Here is a 15712-nt window from a genome sequence, read left to right as displayed (position 1 = left end):
GTTGTGTTAATTTGCTAATTTAAAAACGCTTGTTTGAGGTCGTTTTTCAAATCGTTGATATCTTCTATTCCTACTGAAAGGCGGATAAGATCGGGGGTAACGCCGGTAAGCCTTTGAGCCTCGTCACTAAGCTGCTGGTGTGTAGTACTTGCTGGGTGAATGATTAAAGACTTGGTATCGCCTATGTTTGCCAGTAGTGCAAATATTTTGACGTGATTCACGGTGTGCTTAGCCGCCTCATAGCCTCCTTTAAGACCGAAGGTTACCATACCGCTTTTGCCATTGGGCAGATAAGTATCGGCAAGGGCTTTGTACTTACTACTTTCAAGCCCAGGGTAATTAACCCAAGCTACTTCGGGCTGCTGCTGCAACCACTGAGCTAAAGCAAGGGCATTTTCACTATGCTTTTGCATACGTACAGAAAGAGTTTCTAAGCCTTGTAGTATTTGGAAAGCATTATAAGGGCTCATAGCGGTACCCAAATCACGTAGGCCTTCGGTGCGCATTTTGGCTATAAAAGCCATATTGCCAAAAGCCTGATGCAATACAAGACCGTGGTATCCTGCTGAAGGCTCGGTAAACTCGGGGAACTTACCGCTGCTCCAGTTAAAGTTGCCCCCATCAATAACAGCGCCACCCAGTGAGGTGCCATTGCCGCCAATATACTTGGTGAGTGAATGTACTACAATATTAGCCCCGTGTGCTATAGGGTTGAGTAAGGCAGGGCTTGCTACGGTATTATCTACAATGAGAGGAATGCGATGTTTTTGAGCTATTTGGGCTATAGCGGCAATATCAAGTACATCTAACTTAGGATTACCTAAGGACTCGATAAAAATAGCTTTGGTGTTATCCTGTACTGCTTTATCAAAGTTGGTTACATCGGTAGGATCGACAAAGGTAGTGGTGATGCCCAAGCGGGGTAGAGTTACTGCAAAGAGGTTATAAGTGCCCCCGTATAGGCTATTGGAAGATACGATATGCTCACCGGTGCGCAATAGGGTAAGGAAAGTAGTGGTAATGGCTGCTGCTCCTGAAGCGGTAACTACAGCGCCTACGCCCCCTTCGACAGCTGCCAAACGCTGTTCAAGCACATCGTTGGTAGGGTTATTAAGGCGGGTATAGATATACCCTGGGCGTGATAAACTAAAACGTTGGGCTGCATCATCGGCATTTTCAAACACATAAGAACTGGTTTGATAGATAGGAATAGCTTGTGCTCCTTGATGTGCAAGCGGCTCATAGCCAGCATGTAAAGCCTTTGTTGATGAATGTAATGTACTCATAACTCTTTTTTAACAGTTAATTTCAGCGGACAAAAGTACTAAATATTTATTAATTATCTATTGTTAATTGATATTATTTTTATACTTTTGCCTGATTTTTAAATAAATAACACTTTTTAATAACAACCATTATGAAGAAAAGAAACCCTATTACTTGGGTACCTACGGCTTATTTTGCTATGGGGCTGCCTATGATTATGCTTAGCTTGGTAGCTTCGGTTTTTTTTGAGGATTTGGGGATACCTAAAACGAAACATGCTTTTTGGACGAGTTTAATTACCTTACCTTGGTCGTTAAAACCAATTATTAGTATTATAATGGAGCTTTTGGGCACCAAGCGGCAGTATATTATTATTACTGAACTACTATCGGCGGCGGCTTTTGGAGCTATTGTATTCTCATTGCCTTTGCCAGATTTTTTCACTTTGGCGTTGGTATTTATGGGTATTATTGCTTTTAGTGGTTCGACACACGATATTGCTTTGGATGGTATGTATATGGAGAAACTGGATGTACCTACTCAAAGTGCCTACTCGGGGTGGCAAGGGGCTTTTTACAACATAGCTAAAGTGCTTGCTAATGGAGGTTTCATTTTCTTGGCTGGATGGCTGGTAAGAGAGCAAGGTTTTAGCCAAACGGCAGCGTGGCAAGTGGTAATGAGCTTTTGTGCTATTATTTTGGGAGTGGTGGGTATTTACCATTTTTATGCATTGCCGCGAGATATTAAGCCTGAAGTTACAGGTAGCTTTAAGGATAAAATGAAGGAGCTGTGGGGTATTATAGTTGATTTCTTCAATAAAAAACACATATTATACTACATTATTTTCATCTTTTCATACCGATTTGCGGAAGGGCTTGTAATGAGAATTTTCCCTTTATTTTTAAAAGCGAAAACTGTGGAAGGAGGTTTAGGCCTTAGCAATGAGGATATAGGCTTTATATACGGTACTGCTGGAGTGCTTGCTTTTATTACTGGTTCGATTTTGGCAGGACATTACGTATCAAAGATAGGGATTAAGAAGGCTTTGTTTAGGCTGGTTTGTGCTTATAACATTCAGTTTATAGTGTATTTGTTATTGGCGTATTTCTTACCTAACAGCCTTATTACGATAGCCATTGGGGTGATAGGTGAGAACTTGGGGTATGGTTTTGGGGCTGTAGGGCTTACGCTATTTATTATGCAGCAGGTAGCCCCTGGCAAAAACCAGATGACGCACAATGCTTTTGGGAATAGCTTTGCGATGCTTTCGCTAGTGCTATCGGGGATGATAAGTGGTTATTTAAGTGATGTATTAGGTTACCTATTATTTTTTGTATTGGCTGTTATACTGATGATTCCTTCGATACTGCTGGCTTGGCGTGTGCCTTTTACTAATGAGGAGCAAAAAGCTGGATAAGGTATTGGTGTAGGGCTTGCACTTGCTTTTGAGTGTCGGCTAAATCGGTATTGTGAATTACAGCCTGAGAGAGTGCTATACGGCGCGCATCGGTCCATTGGTGACTGATGCGCGCTTTTATTTGCTGGAGGGTGCTGCCATCGCGGCTCATAGCGCGGGCGATGCGCAGCTGCTGTGGGGCTGTAACGGTTATAATATAATCACAATCTTTATAGCTACCGCTTTCGAAAAGAATGGCAGCTTCTTTAAGCACATATACCCCCTGCTGCTGTAGTACCCACTGATGGAAGTGTTGTGCCAGTGCAGGGTGCACTATGGCATTGAGCTGGGCTAACTTATCGGGGTTATGGAATACGATTTGGGCTATATAGGAGCGGTTATAGCCATCGGAGGTATAGGATTGGGCGCCGAAGGTGGCGATGATTTGCTGTTTTACTTGCTTATTGGTAGCGATGAGGTTTTTGGCTTGCTCGTCGGAGTTAAAAACGGCTACGCCTAACTGTGCGAACATAGCGGCTACGGTGGTTTTGCCGCTGCCTATGCCCCCTGTAAGTCCTACAATTTTCATTTTTTACGTATTAAGAAATCGACGGTATTTTCTTGGAAGAAGGTTACCTTGATGCGCTTGCGGTGGGTGCTGAGCTGCAAGGGTATGACCCCTTGTTCTGCTTTGGCAAAATCGGCAATAAGGCTAATATCATTGGGGGTGAGGGTTTTGAGTATGGTTAAATCGCCCGTACAGAGGATATTGACCTCATCGGGGAATACTTTTATTTGGCTATCGGTAGGGGTGCCTACTACTTGTACTGGGACTTTGAGGAGCTGCTCACTTACCTTATCGACAAAGGCTTGCATAGTAATTTTATGGGTGTTGTAATGTATATTATTGGTGTTTTTGAGGGTATAGGTTTGGCTAAAATTATTACTTACTGCCTTTGTTTGGGTGTAATGGAAGACTACTTGTGAGAGGGTATCGATGTACTGAGCGCTACCGGAGACGGTTACCGAATCGGGAGAGATGAGCAGTTGTGTGAGCTGGTACTCTTTGGGATACTCGACATTGAGGCGTACTACTACGGGTATTTTTTTGGTTATCTGGGGGGCTAATAACAGGGAGAGGGTATCGGAGAGGACGGAGCGTATTTTTATATTGGAGAGGTAGGTATTGCTGAGCTTATCGCGGCTGTTTTTGTTGAGGCTATAGCGGTTTTCGCCTACTGGATGGAGGTCGGCAAAATCGAGGGTGAGGGTGGGGTTTTGGGTGTATGATTTGAGCAATGAGAAGCCGTTGGCTTCGACATAGAGGCGGAGGTAGTTATCGGCTTGTTGAACAATAACTTTATTGGCTGGGGGATTGGTAATGGTTACTGGGACGGATATTTCGCGCAGGAAGTTGCGGGAGAGTTTCATTGGTGTCCATAAAAAGATGGCTACCAAGAGGCAGACGATGAAGGTAAGGGTTCGGCTATCTTTAAAGAATGTGAGGATAGGTTTCAAAGCTATTGTTTTTAATAAGTGTAGTGCAAAAGTACGATTTTTTTTGGAATGGGCAAAATTAGGGGAGAGGAGTTAGGGGGGAGGAGATAGGAGATAGGAGGTAGATGGGTGGTGGGAAAAATAGGGAGAAATGGAAAAAAGAGTGAGAAAAATGTGAGGTTTGGGGGATTTTATTAAGAATTTGGCAAAAAGAGGGCTGGGAGGGAGAGGGATTGAGAATGAGGGGAGTAAGGTTTATCCTTCGTTTATAGTTCGTTTATCCTTCGTTATAGGTTCGTTTAAAGTAGGTAAAAGACAAGAGATAGGGGGTAAGAGGGTGGGGATGGAATGGGTTGATTATCAGGAGAGAGGGGTTAGGAGATAGGGGATAGTGTGGGGGGAGGTGATTTTTGCATTATTCGCAATTTAGGGGATAGGAGATAGGAGTTAGGGAGGAGGGGGTGGAAGGAGAAGACTGAAGGCTAATATTTGCTTATTGATAATTATTTTGTACTTTTGCATTTGTAATATGAAACTTTGAAAAGAAATGAACAAAAATAGTGTATTGGGCTGGGCTGCCCTTATTATGATTATTATTGGACTGGCACTAGTGGGTCTTGCTGCTTTTAAATACAACGAAGTAGCAGGCTGGGGCTTTGGTACTGTGGGTATTGGCTTCTTTGCGATAGCGTGGGTATTCAACGCATTAAAGGGAAGGGTGTAATGATAAATAATAGGCGACAGACAGATAAAAATTAACAAATAAATTAATTAAAAAAGATATGACGATACCAAAAGAATTTCAGATAAAGCCTTTTAGACAAGAGACTTACTTAATTGACGGTGAACTAAAAGAATGGAAAGGTGAGTATACGAATATTTACTCGACTATATCATCGACAGAGGTGTATGAGCGTACTTTGCTGGGAAGTGTTCCGGACTTGGGAGAAGCTGATGCGCTGGAGGCTCTTGACTCGGCTGTGAGTGCCTATAACAAAGGGAAAGGGTTATGGCCTACTATGAAAGTGAAAGACCGTATTGCGGCGATGCTTAAATTCGTGAAACAAATGGAGAAGCAGCGCGATGAGGTGGTGAAACTGATGATGTGGGAGATAGGCAAAAACCTTGAGGACTCACGTAAGGAGTTTGACCGTACAGTAGAATACATATACGATACTATTAACGCTTATAAGGAGCTGGATAACCAATCGTCTAAATTTGTACAACGCGATGGGGTGTATGCCTTGATAAGACGTGGGCCGCTGGGAGTAGTATTGTGCTTAGGGCCTTATAACTACCCTCTGAATGAAACCTTTGCGCTTATTATACCTGCGCTAATAATGGGAAACACGGTGGTATTTAAGCCGGCTAAACATGGCGTGCTGCTATTCACACCGCTATTGGAGGCGTTCCAAAACTCGTTCCCAAGAGGGGTAATTAACATTTTGTACGGACGCGGGAGAACAGTAGCCCCTCCTATTATGAAGAGCGGGAAGGTAGATGTGCTTGCCCTTATAGGAGGTAGTAAGACCGCCATTGCCTTACAAGACCAACACCCTAATAAGAACCGCTTGCGCTTAGTATTCGGCTTAGAAGCTAAGAACCCAGGTGTTATATTGCCTGATGCGAACCTTGACTTGGCAGTGAATGAGTGTGTGAAAGGCACCTTGTCATTTAATGGACAACGTTGTACAGCACTGAAAATACTGTATGTACACGCTAAGATAAAAGACGAGTTTATAAGGCGTTTTGCAGAGAAGGTAGATGCCTTGAAATTTGGCAATCCGTGGGAGGATAAGGTAACACTTACACCCCTGCCAGAGGTAGAAAAGCCAGCGTTTTTGGAAGAGCTTATTAATGATGCGCTTAGCAAAGGGGCTAGCATACAGAATAAGAAAGGAGGCGTAAGGACAGAGAACTTTATAACGCCTGCAATATTGTACCCTGTTACTAAAGAGATGCGAGTGTACAATGAGGAACAATTTGGGCCGCTGATTCCGATAAAGCCTTTTTCAAATATCAATGAGATTATAGACGAGATTTCGGATTCAAAATACGGACAACAGATAAGCTTATTTGGTGAAGACCCACACGAGCTATCGCCGCTGATAGATATGCTTGTAAATATGCTTTGTAGGGTGAACTTGAACAGCTTATGCCAGCGAGGTCCGGATGTATTTCCATTTACAGGAAGGAAAGACTCGGCAGTGGGGACGCTAAGTGTACACGATGCATTGCGTTCCTTCTCGATACGTACTTTTGTGTCATTCCAAAACAATGAGTACAACGATAAGATAGTAGAGAATTTATTACGTACAGGTGCTTCTAACTTTATAAATACAGATTTTATTTTATAATTTATTTAGAGGTTGGTAAAAAGTATTAGGTGTTAGGTAGGGTTTGACTGCTGCCTAACACCTAATGTGTATAGAAATAATTTATAATGTAATTTTGGTTAATTCAAAATAAAGTTGGAACTTTGCAGCCTTAAACTAAACGCTAAACGCTAAACACAATAAAAGATGTTAATAATAAAAAATCTCCACGCAGGTGTGGATGGGAAGGAAATCCTTAAGGGGATTAACTTAGAAATAAAAGCAGGTGAAGTACACGCCATAATGGGGCCTAATGGAGCTGGGAAATCGACTCTATCTTCAGTAATTGCAGGTAACGAAAACTTTGAGGTAACGGAAGGAGATATCCTGTTAGAAGGCGAGAGCTTATTGGAAGATGCGCCAGAGGAGCGTGCTCACAAAGGTATCTTTATGTCTTTCCAATACCCAGTGGAAATCCCTGGTATTTCGGTTACTAACTTTATTAAGACAGCGATAAATGAAAGCAGGAAAGCACAAGGATTGGCAGAAATGCCTGCTGCGGAGCTTTTGAAGAAGATACGAGAAAAAGCTGCTTTGCTGGAAATAAACCCTGACTTCTTATCACGTTCACTTAACCAAGGATTCTCTGGCGGTGAGAAGAAACGCAACGAAATCTTCCAAATGGCAATGCTCGAGCCCAAAGTCGCTATCCTCGACGAAACCGACTCTGGTCTCGATATCGATGCCCTCCGCATTGTTGCTAATGGGGTGAACAAACTCAAAAACGAAAACAATGCCGTGCTCGTTATCACCCACTATCAACGCCTCTTAGACTACATCGTCCCCGATTATGTACACGTGCTTTCCGATGGTAAAATCGTAAAAACAGGCGACAAAAACCTCGCCTTAGAATTGGAAGCTAAAGGTTATGATTGGCTGAAAGGATAATGGTTAATTATTAATGATTAATTACGGTTATGCTCATTGAAAAATACACAGAAACCTTAACAAACCCTTTGTTACCTGAGGCGTTTCAGTTCTTAAAAAGAAAAGACATCTTTGCTATCAACTATGAACATCAGCAAATAGGCGTATGCAATGAGTCAGAAGGATTTTCGCTCTACACTTTTGAAAAAGAACTGCTTTGGAAAATAAACAAACCTATTGTGGGGGCTTTATTAGCGATAGAACGCCAGCAAATTTGGCTTGCCCAGCGCCACGATGCCCAGCACATCACCGTATGGGTGTATGACCTGCAAGGGAAGGCTTTGGCGTCTATACCTATGGACGACGAAATCTACGATGCTAATATAGAGCTGAAAACATTGCCTAATAACAAAGTGGTTATCACTTTCTATGGCGGACAAGATGGTTGTATGAGCTATCTGCTATCTTTTGAAAACGAAAAACTAAAAGTAGCCAAACAATTGCCTAATGATGTAGATTTCTGCTGTATGCTCAGTGAAAAAGAAGCTGTATTCACCAATTTCTACGAGGCAGAGCTTTATGTAATGAGTTATCCATCGCTAAAAACACTCAAAAAACACCATTTCTCCAAGGATTGGGGAGCCATAGCACAACCTTTCAAAGGTGACAAAATACTGGTTACTGATATGTATTGCAATCGGCATTACATTTTTGATATCAGTACCCTCACAGTGGAAGACGAAATCATTTTCAAAGGTTTTGAACCTTATCAAGATGAAGTAGAAGAGTTTTTAGTAAGTGATATCGACGAACTCCACTATCACAACGGTCAGCTGATAGGAGGATATACCGAAGTAGATAGCGAGCGCAACGCCATATACCATTGGCTCATTGGCAAATCGACAAATTGACAAATCGGTATGTTTGAACTCAACAACGAACAACGCAAATACGTAGGCTTAGACCCTATATTACCTCATTGGGATAGGGTTTTATTGGCAGGCGACAAACACCGCCCTGAGAGCATATTGTATTTTGACGGCGATATCATCAAAAGGCAAATCATCTCCACAAAGGAAAATTATATTGAAAAACAGTACGAGGAAGCAACACGCAACCGCAAAACATTGTTACCTAAAACCTCAAAAGGTAAAGAAGTGCCTTTGCAAGCCAATCATTTTGAAAAACGCACCCCTATTGGCGTGTGGGTAGAAATCAAAAATGACCGGTTGGCAATAACGAGCTACACTTCCGAAATCACTTTTTACGACACTCTTTGGGAAAAGCCTTCCGATAGAAAGCAAACCTCTATCCCACAGCAAATAGCTGATTTTATCGCTCAATCACCAGCAAATCATTTAGAGGAAATAACCGAATTTAAACAACAGAAACGCAAGCACGTAAAATTCAAAAAAGGCGATATTTTCTGTTTTAAACTCAATCGCACCCAATACGGATTTGGCAGAGTGGTTTTAGATATCTATAAAATTCAAAAAGAAAATATGATTCCTAAAAACCATTTTTGGAGATTTCTTTTTGGTCGAGCTGTGATGATACAGTTCTTTGTATATGCTTCCGATACTAAAAATGTAGCTATAGAAGTATTGCAACAGCAGAAAACAATGCCCTCTAACGTGATGATGGACAACAATTTGTTCTATGGCGAATACGAAATTATAGGCAACATTCCTATCCCCGATGAAGAATACGACTTCCCTATCAACTTTGAAGACGATGGATTTATGTTATACGGCGGTCCTAAATATTTTTTGCAATGGGGATTGATACAATTAGGAATGAGTGAAGCCGCCTTTGATGAAAGAGCCGAAAAACTCAAAACCCTCACCGATAATTTGGATTATAACAATAGAGGAAATGGTATTTCACCACAGATGTATAGAAAACATCGTTTAGCGCAAATGCTCAGTGGCGAGGACTTATGCTGGTGTGATAGAGATTTGCGCGCTCCTTTCAACAAAGCTATCAAAGATGAAATCCTTACAATTTTCGATCTTGACCCTACAGCAAGCTATGCCGCAAATTGCAAGAAGTTATACACAATACCCTTACCAAGTGAATTAAAAAATTAAAAAGATGAATTTAAAAGAAAAATGGGTTACTGCCTTCGAGGCATTCCCTCATAAAGACGATATATTAAATGACATTCGCAAAGAAGCCCTTAGTTTCTTTGCCGAAAAAGGTTTCCCACATAAAAAAGTAGAAGCGTGGAAATACACCTCACTCTCTGACCTCCAAGCTACTGATTACAGTTTGTGGCAACCTATTCACAATAAAACAACCCTCTCACCCGAAGTATTACACAAGTACGCTATCGCGGATTGTTATCAGCTTGTGTTTGTAAACGGCTATTACTGCCCCGAAATGTCGAGCAAAGAGATTGCAGGCGCTACTATTAGCCCTCTATTAGAGGCGTTGCATAAGGGAGGAGAAGCCTTTATCAAAAAATACTTCAATACCAATACCGAAAAAGGTGATATATTCACAGCCCTCAACACAGCTTTTACCTCAGAAGGGCTCTATATAGAAGTACCTAAAGGGAAAGTAGTAGATAAACCTATACAATTGTTATATTTCAACGACAGAAAAGAAACCACTTGCTATCAGCCTCGCAATATTATTGCCGTGGGAGAGAATGCACAGCTCAAAGTCATTGAAGTACACCAAAACCTATCGGATACAGCTACAGCAATCCTTACCAATGCAGTAACCGAGGCATTTGTAGCCAAAGAAGCTTTCCTCGACTATTACAAATTGCAAAACGATAGTCTTACCGCTTCCCTTATTGATAACACCTATATTTCGCAAGAAGCAAATAGCCACGCCAGCGTGCATACCTTCTCATTTGGGGGCACACTCACTCGCAACAACCTCAATTTCTATCACCAAGGCGAGCATTTAGAATCTACCCTCAAAGGGTTGAGCATCCTCAAAGGCTCACAACACACCGATCATTATACGCTAGTAAACCACGCTTTTCCTAATTGCGAGAGTCATCAGGATTATAAGAGTATCGTAAGCGATGAAGCTACCAATGTGTTCAATGGTAAGATAATGGTAGAACAAATCGCCCAGAAAACGAATGCTTATCAGCAGAATGACAATATCCTCCTCTCCGATAAGGCAACAGTATACACTAAGCCCCAACTCGAAATCTTCGCCGATGATGTGAAGTGTTCCCACGGTTGTACCGTAGGCTCTCTCAGTGCAGACTCCTTATTCTATTTACAAACGCGAGGCATAGGCAAAAAAGAAGCCTCTGCCCTACTCACTTATGCTTTTGCTAATACTGTATTAGAAAGCGTGAAAATCCCTTCTCTTTCAGAGCATATCAACGGTATTATTGCTAAAAAATTAGGGGTAACCGTAGATTTTTAATATGTATAAAGAACTCTTAACTATAAAAGAAGGCTCACTTACAACAATAAAAAAGGAGGTAACTCACATCTGTAATGAATGGGAGTTACCTCCTTCGTATTTGGAGTTCACTACTGAATTAGGTTTTGGCAGACTCCTAGGGCTTTTCCTTACCTATATTCCTATGGGAGAACAAAGCCCTTACTGTGATGCTTTAGAGCATCAAAACACCTATTGGAAGGGCATTTTTAAGCAATATCTCCAGACACCTCTTTCTATTCTTAAAAAACAAGAAACACAAGAATTGGTAGCCAATGCCGAGCCCTTTCTGTACAGTGAAAATGGCGAAATAGTATTCTGGGATGTACGCAACCCTAAAAATGGTGAATTCCCTATTTATCTTGCTAATTTTCCCGTAGGAATATACTTCGCAGGCAATAACTTCCAAGAGTTTATTACCAATCTCACTTCTAAAGAAACTTTTAAAAGCATCCTCAAGTTCTATGAAGATCCGTTACCCGCTACCTTTGAGCCTTTAACTTTAAATATATGAACAGAATCAAACACTATGAAAAAATAGCCTCTGACAACTATCTTTTCAACCTATGTGAACTCTATTTTAAAGAACTGTTCCGAGAAGATGACAATCAACCTTTAAAAGCGTATGAATGCGAAATTTGGATGATAGGGTCAGAGCTCTTAGAAATATTTAAAGGATTAAAGAAAACCGCTTTTACCAATGAATTACTACAAGAGTTATTAAAGATTATCAATACCCAAAAGTTCGGACGAGGGCGCGAGAGCTTTGTAATGTTATTACATTACTTTAAGAACCAACAAGAAGTAGAAATTTGCCTAAGCTCTCTACTAAATGACCCTTTGCTTTACGCTTTCGCTATTAGCGAAATGACCCGTTTAAAGGTATTCAATTACACTGATAAAGTTGAAGAATTACTTGCTAATGAAACTATCGGATGGAGACGACAAACAGCAAAGAAATACTTAGAAAAAGCAAAGCTGCCTCAATAAAGAGACAGCTTTTTTTACACTCTCTCACAGTTGCTCCAAAAATGACTGAAAACTATCTGCTACCTTATCCAGTTCCCATTCTCCTGCACCGTGAGGCGCTTTATAGATGGGCGCTTCATTACCATCACTTTTTGAAAGATCAAGTATATAAGGGTCTGCATCTTCATCCCCTATTACTACCCAATCGGCATTCCACTCAGCAAAAAACTCTTCATCAGGACTATCAAAGGCATAACCACATTGGCGCTCTATAAGCACATTCGCACCATACAGATTGATGCCCTTAAGAAAAGTCTCTCTAGCAGGCGAGTAACATTCTAAAAAAGTTAAGTAAACAGCAGGTAACCTCCAGCGTTCTTTAATCTTCTCAATAACTTGCTTCTGGGGCACTTGTAGGACAGCATTGTTGTACTGATACGAATTTACCTTCCAAAACTCCCTTTCTTTCGCCAATACCTGCTCTATTTTTGCCATCACCTTCTCCAAGTCTGTCTGCGGATTGGTTATCAAAAACGGAAACTCATTTTGTGGTTCCTTCCTCCTATAGCCTTGCGCCTGCCATTCAAGCACTTTTTCCATAGGCAGCACTTGCCAATAAGCAGGGTCCGATGGGAGATTATCATTAAAAGCCTCTCCACTGTGTTCAGACAAGGCTATGATAGCACTACCTTTATTTTCTTTACTATCATCCCCATTTTGCAAATAATCTACCAAAAAAGCATAACACTTTTCCCCTTCTACTTTCAGCAGACCGCCAAAAGACCAATAAGCCAACCCTTGGGCTATCATTTCATAGAAAAAAGGCGCTATTTCAGCATCATCTTCATTCACAAGTTCCGAGATACGTGCTATCACAAAGCTACGGGCGTGCCTTACTTCGCTTTCTTTTACAGCTTGTATCAGTGTAAGCAAGGTCTCCTTACGCTTTTTCTCACCGTACTTCTTCACTATTTTTCTTACCAATTCGTGGTATTCACTCCCATCAGTAGTACTTATGAGCTTCGCCGAAAGCTCCTCAAAATCTCTCTCTTCTCTATTCATTACTTACTTCTTCAAAAGTTACTGTCACATTGGGGAATTTCTTCAGCGCCTCAATACGCTCCTTAAAAGCTCCTAAAATATACTCTTCCCACGGGATACCATATTGGTCATTGTAGTACAATTGCATCTTCTTGCTATACTCCAAGCCTTCGGTAACAGCTTTATTCTGCCTCCAATTCAAAGCTTTCAGCGCCTCATACACCCTATCATTTTTGGCAGGAATAGGGTTCACCCGTACATAAAGCGTCCCATCTATATAGCGCGGGGGCGTGCTTTCTATCTCTGTTTCTTGAGTGTACACAAAGCTTTTCTCTCCCTCCACCGGAATGTATTTTTGCAGAAGTTCCGCCAATTCCTCATCACTCAATAACCCTTGATAGGTTTGCGTAAAACGCGGCAACTCACGTGCAAACTCTCTCAGCTTTCTGCCGTAAATCTCTTCTATAATTTTGCGTTGCTCTTCTTTGGCAATATAAGGCAGATGTGTCCCAAGCAAGCTGGCTATATTCTCCCCAAAGTCCCCTTCAGTAACCACCAATGCCTCCTCGTATATATCGTTCACCGAGGTAAGCAATTCATAAAAAAAGAAATCTTCAAGGCTATTGGCTAGCACTTCTGCCTCGTCCGAGTCGTGTTGCAACAAAACTACCGGCACCTCTGCCCTTGGGCTGTTTTTATCGTACCAAAAACAATAATAATCCCCTCCCCCAGTTTGCCCAAACGGAATAAAAAGATAATCCGGACTGATGCCCAACCAGCTATCCTCTCCATTTAGCTCCTCAATTGTTTCTCCTATATTTTCGGGCGATATCAACTCAAATTCACCACTGTACAAAAATAACGGCGGACGCTCCTTCAAGTGCGGATACACCTCTTCCACCCATAACGAATTTACTTCCCCCATATCAAGCATACCATCAGCATAAAGCCTATGGTAAAGTGATGGGTAAGTAAAACCATATTGCTTCTCTAAAGTCTTTAACATAGTATAATAATTTGTAATTTAGTCATTGTTTAATTTTCAACCAAAACTCATTTTTATTGCCAATCTTTCAATTTTTCCTCATCATCTTCTCTCACTTCTCACCCCTTATCTCTTACCTGATAATCAGCCCTTTCCTCCTCAGGCATCTCCCAGCTATCTCCCAGATTCAATGAAGGATAAACGAACCAATAACGAACTATAAACGAACTATAAACGAAGGATAAGCATTATTTTGCTGATAATCAACTACTTTTCTCCTATCTCTTCCTTTTGCCAAATTCGCAACAAAACTCCCCAAACATTGCATTTTCTTCATCTCTTCCACTCCCATCTCCTAACTCCTATTCCCTAACTCCTCCCTATCTCCTATCTCCTCCCCCCTATCCCCTATCCTCTCCTACCACCTCCAAGAACTTCGGCGGCACTTTATCCGTAAGCCACACCCCATTAGCCGACAGGTAAAAGGTATACCCCTGCTCGTGCATTCTTGCCGTATCTACCTTTAAAATTACAGGCTTACCATGCCGGCTCCCCACTTTAATAGCCGTTTCTATAGCCGCACTAAGGTGTACATACTGGCGCGTTTGCTTCAGTATCCCCGTTTTAAGAATACTCTCTACAAACCTGTTAGCCGTCCCGTGATACAAACATTCAGGAGGCGTTTGAGGTAATAATTCCAATTCCACAGCAAGTGAATGCCCTTGGTTGGCGCGTATCTTTGCTCCATCCTCACCAAAAGCATACCGCTGTTTGCCATCAGTAGCCACTATTTCTTCCAACATTTTAAGGCTGAATACAGGAAATTTGCGCTTCATATTCTTAATAAGCGTACCCACCTCAGCCCAACCGTGCTTGTCGAGGGTAATACCTATAGCCTCAGGGTGGTGTCGCAACACCAAACTCAGGAACTTACTCTCTTTTTTATATTTCTCAATCATATTTATACGCCGTAAAAGTATTTTTTTTGATATATCATTTTCCTTACCTCAGCCAAAAAGCAGATGAGCCGTTCCTTTTCAGCCGATTTTTCTTGCAAAACACAATACCTACTTACAAAACAAGTTCCTCGCCGCCTTCTCACCACATTTTTGGTATTTAGCATAAGCCTTAGCCGCACGCGCACGTATTTGCTCAGCACTCTCCCCATTCACATAGCTCGTAAGCGCATCGTGAAGGGTATAAGCCTCTGCAGCCATTAGCCCCGAAGTCCAAACTAACGGATTCACCTTTGCGTGTTCCAAATAAGGCTCAAAAAAATGCTTGCTATAGCACGCCAATATAATCACATCACGCGTCTTGTCATCAGTGTTTTTATAAGCCGTATCAAGCCGAAAATCCATCAGCCCATCGTGTCCTACATAAGCCACCAAATCAGCATCACCAGCAGCAGCATTTTTCAAGAAGTTCTCTGTACAAGTCCTGATGTATTTGCCATCATAAGCATCAGCTATAAGCGTATAGTTCTTAGTAGCGTGCTTAAAAGTTATCCGCTCCAAAATAATATCACTATAAGGTTTTTCCGATTTTACAAACTTCCACTCCCCACTGCGTTTAAAGTAAGTCCGCACCCCATAACCACAACCCCAATAAAGGTTGCTATCAGCATCCTGTCCATTGCCTATCCCCTTAGGCACAGGCACTATGCCTTGATATTTATTATCGCAAAGGGCTACCAATACGTGTATGGTTTTCGTCTCCTGCGCCCATATAGGGGCTGTAACCAACCCCAGAAGTAATAAAAACTGTTTCATTTTGCTATTTATCTTGAATGTTTTTCAATCATTTTACACAATTTGCACATTATTCTTCAATATTTGCAGACTAAAAAAATACAAGTCCCACACATCAAATATTACTTTTTACATACAAAAAAAGGACAGA

16 protein-coding genes are annotated in these 15712 nt (G+C 41.5%); 9 read left to right on the top strand and 7 right to left on the bottom strand.

Annotation, left to right across the window (positions count from 1 at the left end; genetic code table 11):
* Nucleotides 1-14: 14 nt before the first annotated feature.
* A complete protein-coding gene (locus tag C4H12_RS13130; RefSeq protein WP_106099310.1) occupies nucleotides 15-1286 on the bottom strand; it encodes an O-acetylhomoserine aminocarboxypropyltransferase/cysteine synthase family protein in 1272 nt (423 codons plus the stop codon).
* A gap of 131 nt (nucleotides 1287-1417) precedes the next feature.
* On the opposite strand from C4H12_RS13130, the gene C4H12_RS13125 reads away from it, so the two are divergent.
* Entirely contained in the window at nucleotides 1418-2683 is a 1266-nt protein-coding gene (locus tag C4H12_RS13125) for an MFS transporter (protein ID WP_106099309.1), read from the top strand.
* On the opposite strand, the gene coaE is transcribed toward C4H12_RS13125, so the two are convergent.
* Both coaE and C4H12_RS13115 read right to left on the bottom strand, forming a co-directional pair.
* Entirely contained in the window at nucleotides 2658-3251 is a 594-nt protein-coding gene (gene coaE / locus C4H12_RS13120; RefSeq protein ID WP_106099308.1) for a dephospho-CoA kinase, read from the bottom strand. The two genes, C4H12_RS13125 and coaE, sit on opposite strands and share 26 nt — an antisense overlap.
* The gene (locus tag C4H12_RS13115) at nucleotides 3248-4180 is read right to left on the bottom strand and encodes a YbbR-like domain-containing protein (RefSeq protein ID WP_106099307.1); all 933 of its coding nucleotides are present in this window, start codon (nucleotides 4178-4180) and stop codon (nucleotides 3248-3250) included. The genes coaE and C4H12_RS13115 overlap by 4 nt, the downstream gene beginning before the upstream one ends.
* Before the next feature lie 526 nt (nucleotides 4181-4706).
* Here C4H12_RS13115 and C4H12_RS13745 point away from each other — a divergent pair.
* From C4H12_RS13745 to C4H12_RS13075, 8 genes are all read left to right on the top strand, one after another.
* On the top strand, nucleotides 4707-4883 hold the full coding sequence (locus tag C4H12_RS13745; RefSeq protein ID WP_164997604.1) for a CAL67264 family membrane protein: 177 nt from the start codon (nucleotides 4707-4709) through the stop codon (nucleotides 4881-4883).
* A 58-nt stretch (nucleotides 4884-4941) separates the two neighbouring features.
* Nucleotides 4942-6516: an NADP-dependent glyceraldehyde-3-phosphate dehydrogenase gene (locus C4H12_RS13105; protein ID WP_106099305.1), complete on the top strand. Its 1575-nt coding sequence runs from the start codon at nucleotides 4942-4944 to the stop codon at nucleotides 6514-6516.
* A gap of 165 nt (nucleotides 6517-6681) precedes the next feature.
* Nucleotides 6682-7422, top strand: coding sequence for a Fe-S cluster assembly ATPase SufC (sufC, locus tag C4H12_RS13100; RefSeq protein WP_106099304.1), 741 nt, complete (start codon nucleotides 6682-6684; stop codon nucleotides 7420-7422).
* Between the two features lie 29 nt (nucleotides 7423-7451).
* Nucleotides 7452-8312 carry a hypothetical protein gene (locus C4H12_RS13095; protein ID WP_106099303.1) on the top strand — a complete coding sequence of 287 codons (861 nt, stop codon included), beginning with the start codon at nucleotides 7452-7454 and terminating at the stop codon, nucleotides 8310-8312.
* Between the two features lie 9 nt (nucleotides 8313-8321).
* Entirely contained in the window at nucleotides 8322-9491 is a 1170-nt protein-coding gene (locus C4H12_RS13090) for an immunity 26/phosphotriesterase HocA family protein (protein WP_106099302.1), read from the top strand.
* 4 nt (nucleotides 9492-9495) lie between these two features.
* Complete coding sequence (gene sufD, locus C4H12_RS13085) at nucleotides 9496-10797, top strand: Fe-S cluster assembly protein SufD (protein ID WP_106099301.1); 1302 nt, start codon at nucleotides 9496-9498, stop codon at nucleotides 10795-10797.
* A gap of 1 nt (nucleotide 10798) precedes the next feature.
* Entirely contained in the window at nucleotides 10799-11329 is a 531-nt protein-coding gene (locus C4H12_RS13080) for a hypothetical protein (protein ID WP_106099300.1), read from the top strand.
* Nucleotides 11326-11805 (top strand): hypothetical protein, encoded by a 480-nt coding sequence (locus tag C4H12_RS13075; RefSeq protein ID WP_106099299.1) that lies wholly within the window; start codon nucleotides 11326-11328, stop codon nucleotides 11803-11805. Before C4H12_RS13080 ends, C4H12_RS13075 begins: the two co-directional genes overlap by 4 nt.
* Before the next feature lie 24 nt (nucleotides 11806-11829).
* On the opposite strand, the gene C4H12_RS13070 is transcribed toward C4H12_RS13075, so the two are convergent.
* The 4 genes from C4H12_RS13070 to C4H12_RS13055 form a co-directional block, all read right to left on the bottom strand.
* Nucleotides 11830-12846, bottom strand: a complete 1017-nt coding sequence (locus C4H12_RS13070) for an SMI1/KNR4 family protein (protein ID WP_106099298.1) — start codon at nucleotides 12844-12846, stop codon at nucleotides 11830-11832.
* Nucleotides 12839-13831 carry an SMI1/KNR4 family protein gene (locus C4H12_RS13065; RefSeq protein ID WP_106099297.1) on the bottom strand — a complete coding sequence of 331 codons (993 nt, stop codon included), beginning with the start codon at nucleotides 13829-13831 and terminating at the stop codon, nucleotides 12839-12841. Before C4H12_RS13065 ends, C4H12_RS13070 begins: the two co-directional genes overlap by 8 nt.
* Nucleotides 13832-14211: 380 nt before the next feature.
* Nucleotides 14212-14769 (bottom strand): RNA 2'-phosphotransferase, encoded by a 558-nt coding sequence (locus C4H12_RS13060; RefSeq protein ID WP_217352117.1) that lies wholly within the window; start codon nucleotides 14767-14769, stop codon nucleotides 14212-14214.
* Nucleotides 14770-14877: 108 nt separating this feature from the next.
* Nucleotides 14878-15582: a hypothetical protein gene (locus tag C4H12_RS13055; protein WP_106099295.1), complete on the bottom strand. Its 705-nt coding sequence runs from the start codon at nucleotides 15580-15582 to the stop codon at nucleotides 14878-14880.
* Nucleotides 15583-15712 lie beyond the last annotated feature (130 nt).

Origin of the sequence: Capnocytophaga sp. oral taxon 878, from assembly GCF_002999135.1 — a bacterium.
Classification (GTDB): domain Bacteria; phylum Bacteroidota; class Bacteroidia; order Flavobacteriales; family Flavobacteriaceae; genus Capnocytophaga.
Note: the sequence above shows the minus strand (reverse complement) of the source record. Positions and strands in the feature narration are given on the sequence as shown.

Bases quoted from the DNA above. Each gene is read 5' to 3' on its own strand.
- C4H12_RS13130 (WP_106099310.1), bottom strand. From the start codon at position 1,286: ATGAGTACATTACATTCATCAACAAAGGCTTTACATGCTGGCTATGAG.
- C4H12_RS13125 (WP_106099309.1), top strand. From the start codon at position 1,418: ATGAAGAAAAGAAACCCTATTACTTGGGTACCTACGGCTTATTTTGCT.
- coaE (WP_106099308.1), bottom strand. From the start codon at position 3,251: ATGAAAATTGTAGGACTTACAGGGGGCATAGGCAGCGGCAAAACCACC.
- C4H12_RS13745 (WP_164997604.1), top strand. From the start codon at position 4,707: ATGAACAAAAATAGTGTATTGGGCTGGGCTGCCCTTATTATGATTATT.
- C4H12_RS13105 (WP_106099305.1), top strand. From the start codon at position 4,942: ATGACGATACCAAAAGAATTTCAGATAAAGCCTTTTAGACAAGAGACT.
- sufC (WP_106099304.1), top strand. From the start codon at position 6,682: ATGTTAATAATAAAAAATCTCCACGCAGGTGTGGATGGGAAGGAAATC.
- C4H12_RS13095 (WP_106099303.1), top strand. From the start codon at position 7,452: ATGCTCATTGAAAAATACACAGAAACCTTAACAAACCCTTTGTTACCT.
- C4H12_RS13090 (WP_106099302.1), top strand. From the start codon at position 8,322: ATGTTTGAACTCAACAACGAACAACGCAAATACGTAGGCTTAGACCCT.
- sufD (WP_106099301.1), top strand. From the start codon at position 9,496: ATGAATTTAAAAGAAAAATGGGTTACTGCCTTCGAGGCATTCCCTCAT.
- C4H12_RS13080 (WP_106099300.1), top strand. From the start codon at position 10,799: ATGTATAAAGAACTCTTAACTATAAAAGAAGGCTCACTTACAACAATA.
- C4H12_RS13075 (WP_106099299.1), top strand. From the start codon at position 11,326: ATGAACAGAATCAAACACTATGAAAAAATAGCCTCTGACAACTATCTT.
- C4H12_RS13070 (WP_106099298.1), bottom strand. From the start codon at position 12,846: ATGAATAGAGAAGAGAGAGATTTTGAGGAGCTTTCGGCGAAGCTCATA.
- C4H12_RS13065 (WP_106099297.1), bottom strand. From the start codon at position 13,831: ATGTTAAAGACTTTAGAGAAGCAATATGGTTTTACTTACCCATCACTT.
- C4H12_RS13060 (WP_217352117.1), bottom strand. From the start codon at position 14,769: ATGATTGAGAAATATAAAAAAGAGAGTAAGTTCCTGAGTTTGGTGTTG.
- C4H12_RS13055 (WP_106099295.1), bottom strand. From the start codon at position 15,582: ATGAAACAGTTTTTATTACTTCTGGGGTTGGTTACAGCCCCTATATGG.